16 protein-coding genes are annotated in these 18,322 nt (G+C 62.0%); 8 read left to right on the top strand and 8 right to left on the bottom strand.

Annotated features, from left to right (window positions below; genetic code table 11):
- The first annotated feature begins 131 nt into the window (after positions 1 to 131).
- Both P0D80_RS16565 and P0D80_RS16560 read left to right on the top strand, forming a co-directional pair.
- Positions 132 to 929 (top strand): substrate-binding domain-containing protein, encoded by a 798-nt coding sequence (locus P0D80_RS16565; RefSeq protein ID WP_408178212.1) that lies wholly within the window; start codon positions 132 to 134, stop codon positions 927 to 929.
- A gap of 339 nt (positions 930 to 1,268) precedes the next feature.
- On the top strand, positions 1,269 to 1,631 hold the full coding sequence (locus P0D80_RS16560; protein ID WP_408178211.1) for a nuclear transport factor 2 family protein: 363 nt from the start codon (positions 1,269 to 1,271) through the stop codon (positions 1,629 to 1,631).
- A gap of 281 nt (positions 1,632 to 1,912) precedes the next feature.
- On the opposite strand, the gene P0D80_RS16555 is transcribed toward P0D80_RS16560, so the two are convergent.
- Positions 1,913 to 2,590: a FadR/GntR family transcriptional regulator gene (locus tag P0D80_RS16555; RefSeq protein WP_408285379.1), complete on the bottom strand. Its 678-nt coding sequence runs from the start codon at positions 2,588 to 2,590 to the stop codon at positions 1,913 to 1,915.
- Between the two features lie 224 nt (positions 2,591 to 2,814).
- Between P0D80_RS16555 and P0D80_RS16550 the strand changes: the two genes are divergently transcribed.
- From P0D80_RS16550 to P0D80_RS16535, 4 genes are read left to right on the top strand one after another with little or no spacing between them, the layout of a single operon-like run.
- Entirely contained in the window at positions 2,815 to 4,599 is a 1,785-nt protein-coding gene (locus P0D80_RS16550; protein ID WP_408285376.1) for a gamma-glutamyltransferase family protein, read from the top strand.
- A gap of 48 nt (positions 4,600 to 4,647) precedes the next feature.
- The gene (locus P0D80_RS16545; protein ID WP_408285374.1) at positions 4,648 to 6,060 is read left to right on the top strand and encodes an MFS transporter; all 1,413 of its coding nucleotides are present in this window, start codon (positions 4,648 to 4,650) and stop codon (positions 6,058 to 6,060) included.
- A gap of 32 nt (positions 6,061 to 6,092) precedes the next feature.
- The gene (locus tag P0D80_RS16540; protein WP_408285371.1) at positions 6,093 to 6,647 is read left to right on the top strand and encodes a GAF domain-containing protein; all 555 of its coding nucleotides are present in this window, start codon (positions 6,093 to 6,095) and stop codon (positions 6,645 to 6,647) included.
- 1 nt (position 6,648) lies between these two features.
- Complete coding sequence (locus P0D80_RS16535; RefSeq protein WP_408285368.1) at positions 6,649 to 7,917, top strand: MFS transporter; 1,269 nt, start codon at positions 6,649 to 6,651, stop codon at positions 7,915 to 7,917.
- A 28-nt stretch (positions 7,918 to 7,945) separates the two neighbouring features.
- Here P0D80_RS16535 and P0D80_RS16530 read toward each other — a convergent pair whose 3' ends face one another.
- Both P0D80_RS16530 and P0D80_RS16525 read right to left on the bottom strand, forming a co-directional pair.
- Complete coding sequence (locus tag P0D80_RS16530) at positions 7,946 to 8,926, bottom strand: LLM class oxidoreductase (protein WP_408285365.1); 981 nt, start codon at positions 8,924 to 8,926, stop codon at positions 7,946 to 7,948.
- Between the two features lie 45 nt (positions 8,927 to 8,971).
- Positions 8,972 to 11,353, bottom strand: a complete 2,382-nt coding sequence (locus P0D80_RS16525; protein WP_408285362.1) for a DNA polymerase II — start codon at positions 11,351 to 11,353, stop codon at positions 8,972 to 8,974.
- 230 nt (positions 11,354 to 11,583) lie between these two features.
- On the opposite strand from P0D80_RS16525, the gene P0D80_RS16520 reads away from it, so the two are divergent.
- Positions 11,584 to 12,009 (top strand): PRC-barrel domain-containing protein, encoded by a 426-nt coding sequence (locus tag P0D80_RS16520; protein ID WP_012426540.1) that lies wholly within the window; start codon positions 11,584 to 11,586, stop codon positions 12,007 to 12,009.
- 196 nt (positions 12,010 to 12,205) lie between these two features.
- Here the strand turns inward: P0D80_RS16520 and P0D80_RS16515 are convergent, their stop codons facing one another.
- Both P0D80_RS16515 and P0D80_RS16510 read right to left on the bottom strand, forming a co-directional pair.
- Entirely contained in the window at positions 12,206 to 13,216 is a 1,011-nt protein-coding gene (locus P0D80_RS16515; RefSeq protein ID WP_132377578.1) for a DUF2891 domain-containing protein, read from the bottom strand.
- Positions 13,217 to 13,226: 10 nt separating this feature from the next.
- Complete coding sequence (locus P0D80_RS16510) at positions 13,227 to 13,505, bottom strand: 5-oxoproline transporter, DUF979 family subunit (RefSeq protein ID WP_132377577.1); 279 nt, start codon at positions 13,503 to 13,505, stop codon at positions 13,227 to 13,229.
- A gap of 109 nt (positions 13,506 to 13,614) precedes the next feature.
- Between P0D80_RS16510 and P0D80_RS16505 the strand changes: the two genes are divergently transcribed.
- Positions 13,615 to 13,989 (top strand): hypothetical protein, encoded by a 375-nt coding sequence (locus tag P0D80_RS16505; protein WP_408285356.1) that lies wholly within the window; start codon positions 13,615 to 13,617, stop codon positions 13,987 to 13,989.
- Positions 13,990 to 14,036: 47 nt separating this feature from the next.
- Here the strand turns inward: P0D80_RS16505 and P0D80_RS16500 are convergent, their stop codons facing one another.
- From P0D80_RS16500 to P0D80_RS16490, 3 genes are all read right to left on the bottom strand, one after another.
- On the bottom strand, positions 14,037 to 15,368 hold the full coding sequence (locus P0D80_RS16500; protein WP_408285354.1) for an NAD(P)/FAD-dependent oxidoreductase: 1,332 nt from the start codon (positions 15,366 to 15,368) through the stop codon (positions 14,037 to 14,039).
- A complete protein-coding gene (locus P0D80_RS16495; protein WP_408285351.1) occupies positions 15,368 to 16,660 on the bottom strand; it encodes an NAD(P)/FAD-dependent oxidoreductase in 1,293 nt (430 codons plus the stop codon). The genes P0D80_RS16500 and P0D80_RS16495 overlap by 1 nt, the downstream gene beginning before the upstream one ends.
- 72 nt (positions 16,661 to 16,732) lie before the next feature.
- The gene (locus tag P0D80_RS16490; protein WP_408178202.1) at positions 16,733 to 18,304 is read right to left on the bottom strand and encodes a DUF3138 family protein; all 1,572 of its coding nucleotides are present in this window, start codon (positions 18,302 to 18,304) and stop codon (positions 16,733 to 16,735) included.
- Between the last annotated feature and the right edge of the window lie 18 nt (positions 18,305 to 18,322).

The raw sequence follows: 18,322 nt of genomic DNA, 5'->3' as shown, positions 1-18,322 counted from the left end.
TGGACGATGGGCCTGCGGGGTTCTCCTTCACCGCAGACCGGCTGAATGGCCGCTATATCTTCGGAACCTGCTCCGCTCTTGCACTCGATGCATATCCTGACTAAGCCATTCGATCGACATGGGGCGGGGCCGTGACCATCCGCAAGCTGAGGATTCGCGCACTTGCGTTCTGCGTAGCGGGCGCGTTATTAGGCAACGGGGCCGCATGGGCAGACGAAGTCAAGGTGATGATTTCGGGCGGGTTTGCGTCAGCCTATCGCGACCTGGGCCCGCAATTCGAAGAGTCGACCGGCCGTAAGCTAATCACCGTCTGGGGGCCCGCGGTAGGTACGGCCGCGAATGCGATCCCTGTGCGGCTTGCGCGTGGCGAGTGGGCCGACGTGCTGATCGTGGTTGGGTATGCGCTCGACGAACAGATCAATGCCGGCAAGGTCTTGCCGGACAGTAAGGTGGACCTGGCACGCTCGGCAATCGGCATGGTGGTTCGCCAGGGGACGCCAAAGCCGGATATCAGTTCGGTCGACGCATTACGGCGAGCGCTGCTCGCAGCGAGGTCGATCGTCTATCCGGACAGCCCGAGTGGCGTCTTTGTCGGCAGCGAGCTGTTCTGGCGTCTCGGCATCGCGGGGCGGATGCAGAGCAAGAGCCGCATGATTCCGGCCGGGCAAGTCGCCGATGCAGTCGCGAATGGAGACGCCGAGCTCGGAATTCAACAGATCGTCGAACTGTTAACGGTGAAGGGGGTGACGGTAGTCGGCAGTTTGCCCGCAGAAGTGCAGTGGTACACGGTGTTCTCCGGGGGCATCGCCACTAGTGCGAAAAATCCAGTCGGCGCAGCGGCGCTGATCCATTTTCTGTCGTCGCCGGACGCGGCATCCGCGATTTCGAGGACAGGGCTCGAACCGCTTTCGGCGACGCCTGCGAATTGAGCGAAACGCGTGTCCTATGCGCTGTTCGATCTGAGTGGCCGGTGAAATCGCTACGCCTCACGTGGCATGGCTCACCCCGCAGACTCTCTCGCGCAGCATTACGGTGCTGGTCGAGAATTGCCGCAGACTGAAAGAGGGCGAAGCGCTGCTGAATCAGGTGTAGTCGCAGTCGGTGCGGCGTTGATGGACATAGTCCGATTTATGTTGATAGTAGTACTACGTAAATACCGGGACCGGAGAATGACATCAGATATGCGGTTCCGGTGTCACACGTGCGGCCGGGGCAAGCAAGCAGGATTGCCAGCCGCTTTCAATTGAATGGACGGAGACAGGACAACTATGGAACAGAAAATTCGCGACATGCTCTCTGCGATCGACCAGCAGGACATGGCGGCTTTTGGAACCTTCCTCGCCGACGACGCTCGCTTCGTATTCGGCAACGGCGAAGCGATTCACGGTCGGGAGCCGATCGTGAGCGTGGTGACGTCAGTGCTTCGGTCGCTGAAGTCGATTGCGCATACAGCCGACCGTTTCTGGTCGGTTGATGACGTCGCCATCTGCGAAGGCCGTGTGCTGTACGTCGATCGCTTGGGTCAGAAGCTCGACGCTCCCTTTGTCGATGTCCTCAATGTCAATGCGCACGGCCTTATCACGGACTACCGCGTGTATGTCGATGCGTCGCAACTGAATCGGCCGCAATAACGACTCAGGGTCGTGAGGCAACTCGCGCAGGCGATGCCGCGCGGCTGTTCACCGTAGTGCAATTACACCCCGATGTGAGACATGGAGGAAGTTATGGACAAGGAACTGGACGGCCGCGCAATTATCGTCACAGGCGCAGGCGGCGGAATCGGGCGGGCGTCGTCGACGTCGACCTCACCGGCGCGTTTCTTTGCATGAAGCACGAGATTGCCGCCATGTTGCAAAGCGGCCGCGCGGGCGTGCGCCCGTTTTCGCCGAGCTTCGCGCAGGCGACCGCTACGTCAAACCTGTTGATCCGAGAGCCCGCCCACTCTGGCGGATGCACGCCCCTGAACACTTAGCAAATGCTCGCGCATGCATCGGGCCGCTGTCTCTCCATCACGGGCTTTCATGGCATTGACGATAGCCTGATGCTGTTGGGCGAAATACTGCCGGGTTTCCTGGGCCACCGTCTTCTCACGCACGTCCGGTTTCACACGCATGCCGTTGATGACTTCCATCAGCGCGATGAGTGCGGGATTACGGGTGGCCTGGCCGATCAGCAAATGAAAGCGATGATCCCATTGTTGCCACTCTTCGTCGTTTTTTGCGGCGGCGTTTTTACGTGCGCACTTTTCCAGTTCCAGCAGATCATCCCAACTGGCTTTCGTAGCGGCGAGTTCCGCAAGTGCGGGTTCGAACAGCAACCGCATTTCGGCGATATCCGCCGGACTGGTTCCCGCGCGCAATCCACGCAGCGTGGGACCGAACTTCAGCGGCCGCGCGCCCAGATAGGTACCGCGCCCGACACCGCGCCAGACCCGGCCTGACGCCTCCAGCGAAGCCAGCACCGCGCGCAGTTCCCTTCGACTGACGCCAAGGTCTTCGGCCAGCTTTCTTTCCGGCGGCAGCGCGTCGCCGTCCTTGAGTTGATGGCCGGCGATATAGCCGAGTAACCCTTCCAGTGCCATGTTTTCCATTGTCTTCGGCCGAACCAATGATCATTGGTATCAACGGTAGCAGATTTGGCGCGCCGTGACCCGCAGTTTCCAGAAATTATTTTGACCCGGTTTGTTACAACGAGGTTTCGGGTTAGCATCAGGTAAGACTGATTGGCTTTGGCCGTATCTTTAACCTTTATCTAATTCGTACCTATGGTGATTGGTTCAGCTGCCAGTCGCCCGCGATCGCAAAGGAGCAGCGCATGTCGTTCACAACCCGCCCGGAACTGATCGGCACATTCGGCATGGTGGCCTCCACGCACTGGCTCGCCAGCGCGTCGGCCATGGCCGTGCTCGAGAAAGGCGGTAACGCATTCGATGCAGCGGCCGCCGCCGGTTTTGTTTTGCAGATCGTCGAGCCGCATCTGAACGGTCCGGGCGGCGAACTCCCGGTGGTGTTCTACAGCGCGCGCGAAGATCGCGTGCGCGTGCTTTGCGGGCAGGGCGTGACGCCCGCGGCCATGACCATCGAGCGCATGCGGAAGTTAGGGCTGGAAGTGGTTCCGGGTACGGGATTGTTGCCTGCCGTGGTGCCCGGTGCATTCGGCGCCTGGATGGCCATGCTGCGCGATTACGGCCAGTTGCCGCTCGAGGACGTGTTGAGTTACGCGATCGGTTATGCGGAAAACGGCTATCCGGTGCTGCCGCGCATGACTTCGTCGATCCTCGCCATCAAGGATTTCTTCCGGACCGAGTGGCCGACTTCGGCCGAGCAATGGCTGCGCGACGGCGACGCACCGATGCCAAACCAGCTGTTCGCCAATCCGGCCATTGCCAACACGTACAAGCGCATTCTGCGAGAAGCGAACACCCGGCGTGACCGCGGCGAACAGTGCGAACGCGCCCGCGAGGTCTTTTATCGCGGCTTCGTGGCTGACGCCATTGACCAGTACTTTGGTTCGACCGCCGTTCTCGATACGTCGGGTCAGCGCAACCGCGGCCTGCTCGACGCCGGCGATCTCGCGCGCTGGGAACCGTCCTATGAGGACCCCGTTTCATACGACTATGGGGATCTGCGCGTCCACAAGACCGGTCCGTGGGGCCAGGGGCCGATGTTCCTGCAGCAGCTCGCGCTGCTCAAGGGCTTCGATCTCGCGGCGATGGACCCGATGGGCCCGGATTTCGTCCATACGATCATCGAATGCTCGAAGCTCGCGTTCGCCGATCGCGATGTGTTCTACGGCGACCCTGCGTTCGCGCACGTGCCGATGGATGTGCTGCTGAGCGACGCCTACAACAACGAGCGTCGTCGGCTGATCGACCCGCGCCGGGCGTCACTCGAATTCCGTCCCGGCACGCTGGGCGACAGCGAGCAGCGTGCTGCGCGCATCATGGCATTGGCCGGCAAGGAACAGTCCGGCGGTTTCGGCCAGGGCGAACCGACGTTCGCTCCGTTACCTGAACTGCGAGGCGATACGGTTCATCTCGATGTCGTCGACCGTTGGGGCAACATGGTGTCGGCCACGCCTTCGGGTGGCTGGCTGCAAGCGTCGCCGGCGGTGCCCGGTCTCGGCTTCAATGTCACCACGCGCGCGCAGATGTTCTGGATGGAAGAGGGTCTGCCTTCGTCGCTCGGGCCGGGGCGCCGTCCGCGCACGACGCTATCGCCGACGCTGGTTACTCGCGCAGGCAAGCCCTACGCGGCGTTCGGCACGCCCGGTGGCGACCAGCAGGATCAATGGTCGCTCCAGCTATTCCTCAAACACGTGCACGCCGGCATGAACTTTCAGGCCGCCGCGGATTCGCCCTCGTTCCAGACGGCGCACTTTCCGGGTTCGTTCTATCCGCGCGCGATGCATCTCGGCAAGATGTCCGCCGAGTCCCGTTTTCCGGAAAGCACCCTCGCCGAGTTGCGCGCGCGTGGGCACGACCTGACCGTGGCCGAACCGTGGGCGCTGGGGCGGGTCTGCGCGGTCGGGATCAGAAACGGTCTGATGCGTGGCGCCGCGACGCCTCGCCAGATGCAGGCCTATGCGGTCGGGCGATAACGTCGGCATTGCGGACCTCGTGTCCATTCCTCCTGGGAGAAAGTTACCGTGTCTGCCATAGCCGCTCGTCTTGAACGACTTCCGTTGTCGGGCTTTCATCGGAAACTCCTGCTCATCGGTGGCTTGGGGTATCTGTTCGATGGACTCGATTCATCGTCGCTCGCGTTCCTGCTGCCGGTCGTGAGCAAGCTATGGCACCTGACGAGCGCCGAGACCGGGCTCGTCGCGAGCAGCACCTATATCGGTTACTTCTTCGGGGCCTTTCTGTCAGGCGTATTCGCCGATTTGATCGGCCGTCGCCGAATCATGATGACGGCGCTGGCAATCTACTGTGTCGCGTCGCTCGCGAGTGCCACTGCTACGGACTGGCACACGTTCTTCGCGTTGCGCATCGTCGCGGGATTTGGGTCCGGCGCGGAGACGGTGGTGATCGCGCCATTCCTTGCGGAATTCGTGCCGCGTCGTTACAGGGGCATGTTTTGCGGCGCGCTGGTCGGCTTCATGTCGTTCGGTTATCTGAGTTCATCCATCCTCGGCTTCGTCGTGGTGCGAAATTTTGTCGATGGCTGGCGCTACCTGGCCGTGGTGACTTCGTTGCCCGTCGTGATGCTGCTCTGGTGGCGCAGGACGCTGCCTGAGTCGCCGCGATGGCTCGAGAGCCAGGGGCGAACGGATGAAGCGAACAGCATCGTGAGCACGATCGAGTCATGGTTTGCCGGTAAAGGCATTCATCTTCCGCCTGCCGCCGCCGCCGGCATGATTCCCGCATCGGCGCGTGCGAGCGGTAGCGCGTTGCAGAACGTGCTGACGTTGTGGTCGCCGCGACTCGCGCGCACCACGGCGGTAAGCTGGCTGATGTGGTTCTCGGTTGCATTCGCGTACTACTCGTTCTTCTCCTGGATTCCGAGCTTGCTCCTCAAGGAGGGGCTCACCATGACGAAGAGCTTCGGCTATTCCATCGCGATCTATGGGGCGCAGATTCCGGGATATTTTTCGGCCGCATGGCTCAATGAACGGATCGGCCGGAAGGCCGTGGTCGCATCGTACATGTTGTTGGGAGGTATCGCGGCGATCGCGCTTGCGTTCTCTCACACCGGAATCGGGATCATGGTCGCGGGCATATGCCTGTCGTTCTTCATGAACGGTGCATTCGCAGGCGTGTATGCGTACACCCCCGAAGTATTCCCGACAGCGGTGCGCACCACCGGCACCGGATCGTCCTCATCGTTCGGCCGCATCGGCTCGGTGAGCGCACCCATTCTGGTCGGCCTCGTCTATCCCGTGCTCGGATTCCTCGGCGTGTTCGCCATGACCACGACGGTTCTGCTCATCGGGGCGTGTGTGGTTTTCTTCCTGGGTATCGAGACTCGCAACCGCTCGCTCGAAGACATCGAGGCCGAGGAACTCGGGCGCACGCAGGATGTTCGAGGCCCGCTCAATTCCACTGAACTACACGGCTGAATGCCGTGATTTGCCAACTTCCCGTACAGACTATGCAAGGCAACCGGATCGAAACTGCGCCGCCAGTTCCACAAGCGCTGGACATTTCGAACCTTGAGCATCTCGCGAAGGCCATGCGGCTCAAGGGTCAGCCGATGGCGATTTTCCGCGCCGTTCACGAGGTGGCGGCAAGCGCAATCGGCTTCAGCCTGTTCACGATCATGTCCTACGATGCGCGAAACCAGGAGGTGGAACGCGTCTACACGAACATGCCCGACGTCTATCCGATTGGTGGACGCAAGAAAAAACAGGGCACTGCGTGGGCCAGACAGATACTGCACGATCTCAAGCCATTTCGTGCGGAGACGCCGCAAGGCATTCGTGAAGCGTTCGACGATCACACCGTGATGACCAATATGGGCCTCGGATCGATCCTGAACATCCCGATCGCGTACGACGGCGTGTGCATCGGCACCATGAACCTGACGCATCAGGAGAGCTGGTACACGACGAGTCACGAAGAGTTGGGATTACTGATCGGTTCCTTCCTGGCGCCCGCTCTCATTTCGCGCAATACGATATCCGCCAGCAGCTTGACTCCTCTCTGACATGACCACTACCCATCGTGTTGCAACCGCGTCACCGGTGAGCCAGGCCTCCATATCGCAAGGCCGCTGGCTGCTTGTTTTCATTCTCGGCTATCTTGCGCTCATGGCCGATGGCGCCGACGTCATGATGTACGGCCTCACGCTGACGCGAATCAAGGACGACTTCGGGCTGAGCAATGTCCAGGCTGGAGCATTGGGCAGCCTGACGTTGTTGGGCATGGCCGTCGGCGGGATTCTCGGCGGCTGGGCGAGTGACCGCATAGGGCGGGTGAGGGTGGTGGTCTGGGCGCTGGCGCTCTTTTCGCTCGGTGCGGGGCTGCTCGGGCTCACGCACAGCTTTGTGGAATTCGCGATCGTCCGCTTCATCAGTTCGTTGGGCATCGGCTCTATGGTGCTGGTCACGACGCTGGTTGCCGAATACGTGCCCACGGAACGGCGCTCGCTGATTCTCGGCGCATTGCAGACCGGCATTTCGGCCGGCTACATCGTCGTGATTGCGCTGAGCAGCTGGATATTGCCGCACTACGGCTGGCGCACGCTCTACTACGTGTCGGCGCTGCCCGTAGTGTTTGCCTTGGCGATCAAGTTCGCGGTCCCCGAGCCGGCTAGCTGGCAGGCGAGCCACGCCGTCGAGCGCACGAGCCAACGTCGATGGCGCGACAGCCGTTACCACGTGATTTTCAGCAATCGGCAGACACGAACCCTGTTTATCCTGTGGACCCTGACCTCGGTATTCATTCTTTCCGGGTTCTATGGCCTGAATAACTGGCTACCGACGTACCTCGAAAAAGAGCTGCATATCAAGTTCAGCGCGCTGACCGGGTACATGATCGGCACTTACGTCGTCGCCTTCGTCGGCAAGATTTTCGCCGGCTGGCTGGGCGACCGCTGGAGCCGGCGTGGTGTGTATATTTTCGGCTGCGTGGGCGCCGCGCTTTTTCTGCCGGTGATCGTCTTCTGGCATACGCGAGAGAACATTGCCGTTCTCATGCTTTTCTTCGGTTTTCTATACGGCGTACCGCTGGGCACGATCGGCACTTTCATGTCCGAGAGTTTCGCCACTTCGATCCGCGGCACTGCTGTGGGCGGCTCCTACAACCTGGGCCGTTTCTGCTCGGGCGCGGCGCCTATCGTCATCGGCTTCCTGGCCACACAGTTCTCCATCGGTCTGGGCTTCCTTGTGGTCGGCGCGGTGTTCTTCCTGAGCGGCGTGACCGCGGTGTTCATCCCGGACCGCCTGTACGACACGGACCGCCCGTCCACGCCGTGAGTCGAAGCAGGTGTGCGCAACGCGCTTTCTATTTCTCTTGATGAAACCGCGGCAACACCTCATCGGCGAGTTCATTGATGACCTCGGCGACGGGACGCTCCGACGACAGATTGAACGTCACGTGATGTGTCCCGTCCGCGCGTAGCGCTTTGAGTATGTCGATCAACCCATGCCGGCCGGTCCGGTAGCCGAGCGACACGGCCTGAGCCGGCTCATGCGGATCGCTGCTGAGTTCGAGCCGCATCGCGACACCGAACGCGCGAAAGGCCTCGGGCGCCACGCGTTCGACGGCGGCGCGCCACATGCTGTAACGGGCGCGCTGCGCGTCGGGTTCGCGATGATAGGTCATCCACCCCAGCGAATGGCGCGCGATCCAGTCGACGCTCTGACCGCCCGAACCGACGGCAAGCAGCGGCACTGCGTGCGAATTCTCGGGCAGCAGCTGAAAGGTCGGCGCGCCCTCAGGCGTGCGATCGGGAATCACGCGCGACGGTTCGCCGAGCGCGGCGGCAACCGTCTCCCAGTGACTGCGATACAGTTCGCGCCGCTCGTCGGAATCGCGCCCGAATGCGGCATATTCCGGTGGGCGGTCGCCTGAACCCAGACCCAGAATGAAGCGTCCATGGCTGAGCGTATCGACGGACAGCGCCGCTTTGGCGATATGCAGCGGATGACGCAGCGTGAGCACGATGGCCCCGCTCACGAGTGCGATACGCCGCGTGTTCGCGGCGAGCGCGCCGAGCAACACCCACGGGTCGAGGTGGCCGACGGGGTCCGGGTAGTCCGCGCTGTTCAATGGGACGTCGCGTATCCAGAGTGCGCGAAAGCCGCGTTCGTCGGCAAGCCGTGCGAGCGCCAGTTGCTCGTCGAAATCGGCCACGATCGTGCCGGCGCGCAGCATCGGCAGGGTGAGTCCGAGACTGAGCGCACCGTGTGAAAACACGCGATCTGCGGTGGTTTGCGCCTGATCTTTCAGCTCGTCTGCCGCGTTCAGTTTCGACTCGTTCATGCGTGACCTGTGCGTTGCGTCGATACGCTCGATGCTAGCACCGCCTCAGAACAACTGCTTCTGGCCTGACATCAAGGTCGTGAAGTCGTCGCGCAGCAGCGGCAGAATAGCGTCGGCGACGGGCTGCAATTGCCGCGTCAGATAGTGCTCGTAATCGATTGCCGAGCGCAGCGTTTCCAGCGGCTCGGGTCCGGCAACCGTCATCACATAGCTGATCCAGCCGCCGTTCTGGTATTGCAACGGGCGCCCTTGCCGCCGATTGAATTCGTCCGCCACACGCGCCGCGCGCACATGCGGCGGCACGTTGCGCTCGTATTCTTCGAGCGGCCGGCGCAGGCGCTTGCGATACACGAGCTGATCGTCGAGCTTGCCTTCGAGCGTGTCGCGCACATAATCGCGCACGTAGTCCTGATACGGTTGCTGCGTGAAGATGCGCCGGTACAGTTCCTGCTGAAACTGCTGCGCAAGCGGCGTCCAGTCCGTGCGTACCGTTTCGAGTCCTTTGTAGACGATGTCCTCGCTGCCGTCCGGCAAAACGGTGAGACCCGCGTAGCGTTTCTTGCTGCCTTCCTCGGCGCCGCGAATCGTCGGCATGAAGAAGCGCCGATAGTGGCGCTCGAATTGCAGTTCGAGCGCGCTTTCGAGCCCGAACCGCTCCCGCAGATTCTGCCGCCACCACGCGTTGATATGGTCGACTAGCGCGCGGCCGATACGGCTCGCATCTTCCTCGCTGTGCGCATGCTTCAGCCACACGAAGGTCGAATCCGTGTCGCCGTAAATGACCTCGTAGCCTTCGCCCTGAATCAGTTCGCGCGTGGCATGCATGATTTCGTGGCCGCGCATGGTAATCGACGACGCGAGGCGTGGATCGAAAAAGCGGCAACCGGTCGATCCCAATACGCCGTAAAAGGCGTTCATGATGATCTTCAATGCCTGCGAAAGCGGCTTGTTGTTCTCGCGTTTGGCCGTTTCGCGGCCTTGCCAGACTTGCCCGACGATCGACGGCAAACAATGGCGCGTGCGTGAGAAGCGCGCACCGAGAAAGCCCGGCACCGACTGATCGTCGGCGGGATTCAGCATGCCTTCGACGAGGCCGACCGGATCGATGAGAAAGGTGCGAATGATGGACGGATACAGGCTCTTATAGTCAAGCACGAGCACCGAATCGTAGAGACCGGGGCGCGAGTCCATGACGAAGCCACCAGGACTCGCGGCACCGGCCACATCGCCGAGGTTGGGCGCGACATAGCCTTGCCGATGCATGCGCGGCATGTACAGATGCGTGAACGCCGCCACCGATCCGCCGCTGCGATCCGCTGGCAAACCGGTGACGCTCGCACGTTCCAGCAGGAACGGCAGCAACTCCGTTTTGGCGAAGATGCGCGTGACCAGCTCGCAGTCCTTGAGGTTGTAGCGCGCGAGCGCGGGCTTGTCCTCGTCGAAGCGGCGCTGGATTTCGTCCATGCGCTGATACGGATTGTCGATCGCCTTGCCTTCGCCTAGCACCGTGCGCGAGACATGTTCGAGACTGAACGAAGGGAAACTCCACGTTGCGGAGCGCAGCGCTTCGATGCCGTCGATGATCAACCGTCCGGCGGCGCCGGCGAAGAAGTGGTTCTGCTTGAGTCCGTGCTCGCGCCATTCCATCACCGCACCGCCACGGCCGAGCCGCAGCGGTACGCGATATTGTTCGGCATGCTGCTGCAGCACACGCAGATCGAACTGCACCAGATTCCAGCCGATGATCGCATCGGGGTCATGCCGCTCCAGCCACACGTTCAGTTTTTCCAGCAACTGTGCGCGGGTTTCACAGTATTCGAGGTCGAAGTCGAGCGAGCTCGCGTCGCCGTTGGGCGGTCCGAGCATATACACCTGGCGCTGCCCGCAACCTTCCAGCGCGATGGAATACAACTCGGCGTGAGCGCTGGTTTCGATATCGAGCGACACCAGCTTCAAGGGCGGACGATAGCCAGTGACCGGCTTGAGTTCGCTGTTCAGGAGCGGGCCGCGGTGTCCAGTGCTCTGTGTGTCGCTGTCGCCGCTGAACCACACCGGCGCCGTGATGAAGCGCTCCATCATGTAGCGCTCGGGCGGAAAGATATCGGCTTCGTAGACGTCGACGCCGCCTTGTTTCAGGCGTTTCTCGAAGCCCGTCAATTGCCGGTGCTGCGGGCAGTAAAGTCCCATGACCGGTCGATGCTGAAAGTCGCACAGATCGAGCGTTCGTAGATCGAGCGGCGCTTCGCGGCGCAGGATCGTCTCGGCGCGCTCGCGATGTTCGGCGGGAATGAACGCCACCGAAGGTTGAGGGCGCAGGCGGACGTGCCGGGGCCCGCTGTCCGTTGCCAGCCAGAAGTCGACCTCCGTGCCGGCGGGCGTGTCCCGCCAATGTCGGGTCAAAATGAAACCCTGTTCAAGCTCAGTCAAACTGCCACCTCTAAAACCGGCGTGATCGCCTTGCGCGATTTTACCGCCATGCGCCGCGGGCCGTGACGCCATCCCCGAGCGTTGCCGTGCAGGCTCGATGCGGTGCCCGCGTGCGGCCTTCCTGCATGCTGGATGCAGCCGTGCCGCGCAGTCTGTATGATCGTGGTGCAGCGATTCCTTTCGGCGCACGCCATGCGCCGGTCAAGTCTACTAAGAGTGGAGTGAACGATATGACATTGGGCAAACTTGTTGTTGTCGTCGCAGTAGCTGCAACCAGCCTCGGTGCACAGGCGCAAGTCGCCGGCACGCAACCGCTGAGCGTCACGGTCGAGCAGTCGAATGCACTGCTGAGCGGCTGGAGTGTGAAGAAGAGCATTCTCGGCAAATCGGTATACAACGACCAGAACGCGAAAATCGGCACGGTCCGCGATCTGGTGATCGCACCGGACGGCTCGCTGTCCGCAGCCATCGTCTCAGCTGGCGGTTTCCTGGGCGTAGCGTCGCACGACGTGGCGGTGCCCATCGCGGCGCTGGACATCCGCGAGGGGAATTTCTATCTGGCCGGCGCCACCAAGGACGCACTGAAGGCGACGCCCGAGTTCCAGTACAACAAGGTCCAGGCGCCACCGAAGCCTAAAAAGCTGACGGGGCAGTAAATCCTGGAAGCCGGCGCGGTCGCCGGCTGAGCCGCAGGAAGCGGCTCTGGATCGACGCAATCATGGAAAAGCGGCGCTCGCCGCGCGAATCGGTTGGTGGGAGAAACCGTTTCGCGTGTGCGGCGCCGCTTTCGTATTTTCAGCGGACCATGCCGCTGAGTTGAGTTCGATTCTAAGCCGTGAATCAGGCCTTTATTCAGGCTTCCAATGCAAGCGTGGCGAATGTGCCCAGCCAGTGCTCACCCATATAGTCACCGGCCACGTGGGGCAGCGCGGTTTGCAGATGCCGCTCGGCTGCATCGAACAATACCGTCCGGCGGATATCGCCTGCGGGCAGTGCGCGCGCCAGCGAACGCTGGCACCATGCGCGGCTGAGATTGAGGCCGTCGAGGTGAGCGATCTTGCCGTCGGTACGATCCGTCACGGTAACGGGTTCGAACAGCGTGGCGGGCTTTTTCACGCCGAGATCCGGCAGAAAGCGGCCGAACCAGTCGACGAATTGCGCGGGCGGCAAGATGCGGCGCATCAACTCGGCTTCCATGAGTGAAGGCGAGAGGAATTCGTCACCGGCAGGTTCCCATGCCTGACACGCGACGTCGTTCACAAACCAGCGTTCCGCGGTATTCACGACCAGCGCTTCCAGCGAATCACGCGACGTTTGCCGTGCAAAATCCAGCGTCAGCGCCAACGCGAAGGCCATGTTGAAGTGCGTGCCCACGCGCAGCGGGTAGGTCGCTTTCGGCAGGAATTCCTCGAAACGTTCGACAAACGCCTTGGTGAGCGGCGCAAAGGTCTTCGACCAGCGCGCGGCTTCCGAGAGCTTCAGCGAATTGAGTTGCGCGCTGAGCGCGAGCAGCCAGGCCCAGCCATACGGACGCTCGAAACCGCGGTTGTGCGGCAGATCGAGATACGCAAGTTCTCCGGCCACGTTTGCCGCAGTGAAATGCTCGTCGACCACCGCGACGATGCGGGCCGCTTCAGGCAAATCGGGAAAGCGCTCGAGTAGATGCAGAATCAACCAGTAGCCGTGCACGCACGAATGCCAGTCGTAGCTGCCGTAAAAAATCGGATGCAGCGCACGCGGACCCTGCACGTCTTGCGGTCCGGCGAGCGAATGCGTCAGCTTGTTCGGGTATTCGCGCGTGAGATGGGCGAGCGCGAGGTTGGCGAATTTTGATGCGAATTGGCGAGTGAGTTGAATGGTCATCGGCGCCTCCTCAAAAGCGGAATACACATAGATGTAACAGTATGCTGTTGAGGATCAACAATAGTAAAGCGGTTGGCTTTTGTGACTTGATTATGCCGTTCGGATCTTTCAGCTTCAGCAGCGCAAACGGCACGATAGCAGAGCGCGTGATTCCGGCGAGATCGGAGGGTAAATACTTGAAAACAGCGGTTTTCTGGTAATCTGACGGCCGGCTTTCTACCCAATAATACCCGCCGCATATTCTGAGCGGGCCTTGATGCGCGTTCGAGGTTATAAACGAGGTTTCCATGCGAGTCAGCTCTACTTCAGCGACCACCGATACCCCCGTTCCTTACCCGTGGGACCCGAAAAAGGACAGCGCTGATAGCACGCCCGACGTCGAAAGCCTGAAGAAGCAGATGGAAGCGCTCAGCAAACAACTGCAAGAGGCGTGGAAAACGGCGGGGCAGTCGCCGGAGAATCATGCGCGCGTCATGATGCTCACCAGCCAGATTACTGCCTTGCAGCGGGACATCACGCAGATCACGAATACGGGCGCTTCCTCGGCGTCGGCGGCTACGGCCCATGCGGAGATGCTTCGAACGGTTGCCGCAGCTGAAGCCACCTCCAAACAGTCGGGTGCTGTGGAATCCGGTGCTGCGGCCGGAGACGCGACTCAAGCGGCGAATAGTCAGGCGGTGCTCGATGCGTCCGCATCCGACTCGTCGGCGCAAAACGGTTCAGCACCGTTCCGCTTCGACCATACGGGGACTAACATCGACACGGTTGCGTAGCAGCCGTTTACTTGGGGCGGCGGACCGCCCCCACCATGCGACGAGGCCTAAAACAACTCCAGAATCCGGTGATACATCATCCCGAGTTCTAGCGCCGGCCCCCGCAACGCCGGCCCGCCCGGAAAGCGCGCGTGCCGCAACTGCGCGAACAGATCGAAGGCCGCCGTCTCACCCGCCATCGCTTTGGCAACCACGCGCCCGGCAATACCGGTCAACGCGACGCCATGCCCCGAGAACCCTTGCACATAGAAGTAATTCGGATCGATCGACCCGAAATCGGGCGCGCGATTACGCGTCACGTCGACAAAGCCACCCCATGCATAGTCGATTCTCACATCGCCGAGTTGCGGGAACACGCCGATCATGCGCTGCCGAATCTCCTCGCCAAGCTGCACGGGTGAAGCGCCGGTCGAACTCGCCCGCCCGCCGAACAGCACGCGATGGTCGGCCGACAAACGGAAATAGTCGAGGAAGAAGTTGTTGTCGCAAATCGCCTCACGCCCTTTGATCAGCGCATCCGCGCGCTCTTTGCCGAGCGGTTCGGTTGCAACGATATACGACGCGATCGGCGCGATGCGCGCGGCCACCGGCGCGGGCAGCACGTCACCGATCGTGGCGTTGCCGCACGCCGCGACAAAACGGCAGCGCACTTCACCGCGAGCAGTCCGCACGACAGGCCGAGTACCGCGCACGACCTCGACCAGCGGCGAATGCGCGAACAGTTGCGCGCCCTCGCGGCGTGCCGCCTCCGCGAGACCGAGGCAGTATTTGAGCGGATGCAGATGGCCGGAAAACGGATCGTAGACCCCGGCCAGGTAGCGTTTCGAAGCGACGCGTGAACGGACCTCGTCGGTATCGAGCCACGAGAGTTTCGTATAGCCCCAGCGTTGCGAAGCCGCTTCCATCCACGAACGCAAATCGGGCACGCGTTTCGGTTTGGTGGCGACCGTCAGATAGCCGGACGTGAAATCGCAGTCGATGCCGTAGCGTTCGATGCGCTCGCGCACCAGCGCCACGCCTTCCACCGACATCGCCCACGCGGCGCGCGCGCCGTCGAGACCGAGCTGGCGCTCCATGATCTCGTCTTTCGCGAAACCCACCAGCGTCTGCCCGCCGTTGCGGCCCGACGCGCCCCAGCCGGGACGATGCGCATCGAGCACGACCACCGACAAACCGCGCGCCCGGCACTCCAGCGCCACCGACAAACCGGAGAAGCCCGCGCCGATCACGCACACGTCGGCTTCCAGCGAGCCGTCGAGCGTCGGGTCGTCGGCGAGCGGACGGGCGGCGCTCGCTTCGTAGTAGGAGTTGGCGATCAGCGCATCGGCACGGCGGTCGAGCGTGTTAAGTGTGTTGAGGCCGGGAGTCGCAGCGTTCATCAAAGCAGGTCCTTCATTCGATACCAGGCCATCGCGAGTACGAGGGCAGGGGTGCGCAGTGTAGCGCCGCCGGGGAAGTCGCGGTGACGAATCTTGCCGAACAGATCGAAGCGCGAGGCCTGGCCGTCGATCGCCTCGGCGATCAGTTTACCCGCGAGACCGGTGGTATTCACGCCGTGCCCCGAGAAGCCTTGCGCGAAGTACACGGTCGGCGAGAGCCGGCCGAAATGCGGCGCGCGGTTCATGGTGATATCGACGAAACCGCCCCACGCATAGTCGATTTTCACATCGTCGAGTTGCGGGAAAGTTTTCAGCATGTCGCGGCGCATCGCTTCGCCGAGATTGCGCGGCGCGAGTTTCGAATAACTCACCTTGCCGCCCCACAGCAAGCGGTTATCGGGCGCGGGGCGGAAGTAGTCGAGCACGAAGCGGCTGTCGCACACGGCGGCTTTGGCGGGCATCAGCGCTTCGGCGCGATCGGGATCGAGCGGTTCGGTGGCGATCACGTAGGTGCCGACCGGCATGATCTTGTTCGCCACGTCCGGTGCGAGCTGTCCGAGGTACGTGTTGCAGGCGAGCACGACGAAGCGCGCCCGCACCTGGCCGCGCGCGGTTTCGGCGACATGCCGGCCGTTTTCTTCACGCAAGGACGTGACGCAACTGTCTTCGAAAATCCGCACGCCGGCCTCGCGCGCCGCGCGCGCCAGACCCAGCGTGTAATTCAACGGATGCAGATGGCCACTGTCCGCGTCGAACAGGCCGCCCAGATAGCGCTGTGACTGCACATAGTTGCCCACGCTGTCGGCGTCGACGTAACTGAAGCGGTCGTAGCCAAAGCGCTGTTGCGCTTCGTCACGCCATTTTTGCAGCGCGTCGGTATCGCGCGGTTTATTCGCCGCGGTCAGATAGCCGATAGTCAGATCGCAGTCGATCTGATGCCTGGCGACGCGTTCCTTGACGATGTCGAGGGTTTCGATCCCCATGTCCCAAACACGCTTCACGTCGTCCGCGGGCATGTACTTCGCGAACGTGTCGATGTCGCACGCAAAGCCGCCGATCAACCGGCCGCCGTTGCGGCCGCTCGCCGCCCATCCGACTTTCGATGCTTCGAGCACCGCGACCGAATGGCCGCGTTCGGCAAGATTGAGCGCCGCGGAAATGCCGGTCAGTCCAGCGCCGATCACGCAAACGTCGACGGTAATCGTTTCGTCGAGCGCGGGATGGCGGGTGGTGTCGTTGGCGGTGGCGGCGTAGTACGAGGCGACGTGAGGCTGGTTCGAGAATCGGAGCATAGGCAGAGCATGCGGAAAGAGCCTGTGCGCGTGGCCTTTTTCGACAGCAAGGCCACGCGCCGGCAAGTCGGATTAGAACGAGTAGATGAACTGGGTCGCGAGCAGGTCGTTGGACTTGCCATACGAACCGTCGTTCTTCAGGAACACCTGCTTGTTGGCCCAGTCGTGGCGGTATTCCACCTTGACCGTGATCTGCTGGGTCGGATAGAACAGCAGGTCGAGCGAAACGTCCTGGCGGGTCGCGCCCTTGCATTCGAAACCGAGGCCACCGTTCGCCTGCGAATTGGCGAGACAGTCCGCGCCGATACCGAAGCCGTTCGCCGTGTCCATGCCGTTGCCGTTCAGCGCGATGCCACCGCCGCCGCCGCCGTTCTTGCTGTCGACCAGCAGGTCATAACGCACGGTCGCGCCCATACGGCCCACCACCGGCAGATTGAACTTGCGGTGCGCGAGCAGCGACAGGCCATACCACTGTGCCTGGCCGCCGTTGTACGCGGCGTTCTGCTGTTGACCGTAGTCGAGTTCGGCGTTGTACTGCACGTCGGCGAGCGTGTAGGTCAGGTCGGCTTCGGTGAAGAAGAACGTGCCGCCCGAGCTCGGCGACTGGCCGCCTACGCCGTAGCTGACCGCGCCGTTCGCGTCGATCGAGCTAGGCAAGGTCTGACGGCCGATGTTGAACGAGCCGCCGATATCCAGTGCGCTCGACCACGTGTAGTCGGTACGTGCGGTGAAGGTCGGGATCTTGTTGCTGGTCGTGATCGGATCGCCCAGTGCGTTGGTGCCCGTCTGCGTGACTGCGCCGAACGTGCGGTACTGTTCGTTGCCGAGGAAGAACTTCCACGCCCAGTTGCCGGCGGTGTAGTTCGCGCCGATCCCGACATAGCTGCCCGGATCCGAGAAGTCGTACAGCAGGTTGTGCGTGAGCGTGAGCATCTGATTTGACTGCTGCACTTCATAGCCGCCGAAGCTCGGGATCAAACCGGCCACGAGTGTCGTGGTCGCCGTCAACGGCACATTGACCACGGCCGTGTTCAGGATGTTGTTGCCGATATCGCCGTGCGAGTTCTGCAGCAGCGTAATGCCGTTGCCGCGGTTCGGCATCAAGGTGATCTCGGCCGACGGCGCCATCGGGCCGACACCGAAGGTCTTCTTGATATCGAGGTACAGATCGCCGAACGTGCTGTTGAAGTAGTTGTAGCTGCTTTCGTGGTTCGCGAACAGGAACGACGAGCTGCTCTGCGCACGGTTGTAGAGGTAGGTCGGATCGATATAGCCCGTCACCGACAAACCGGCGATCGGTCCGGTCTGCGCCGCGTCTTCGAGCGAATCGACCTTCAACTGCTGATTGGCGATCTGTTGCTTCATCGCCGTCACGTCGTCGTTGGTCAGCGTCGCCTGAGCCTTGCCGTAATCAGGCGACGAGACATCCACCGGCGCGGCCACCACCGCCGGGGCAGGGGCCGCAGTCGTCGCCGCGGTGGCTGCCTTCGGCTTGGTGGCGACTTCGGCGCGCAACTGTTTCACCTCCTTTTGCAGTGCATTCAGTTGCGCCTGGAGCGCCTTGATCTGGTCGCTGGTGGCGTCCGCCATGGCTATGCCAGGCAGACTCCCCGCCACCAACAGACAGATAAGCTTCTTTCTCATTCAAATTCTCCTTATTGG

Source organism: Paraburkholderia sp. RL17-373-BIF-A (genome assembly GCF_046030175.1).
GTDB lineage: Bacteria > Pseudomonadota > Gammaproteobacteria > Burkholderiales > Burkholderiaceae > Paraburkholderia.
Note: the sequence above shows the minus strand (reverse complement) of the source record. Positions and strands in the feature narration are given on the sequence as shown.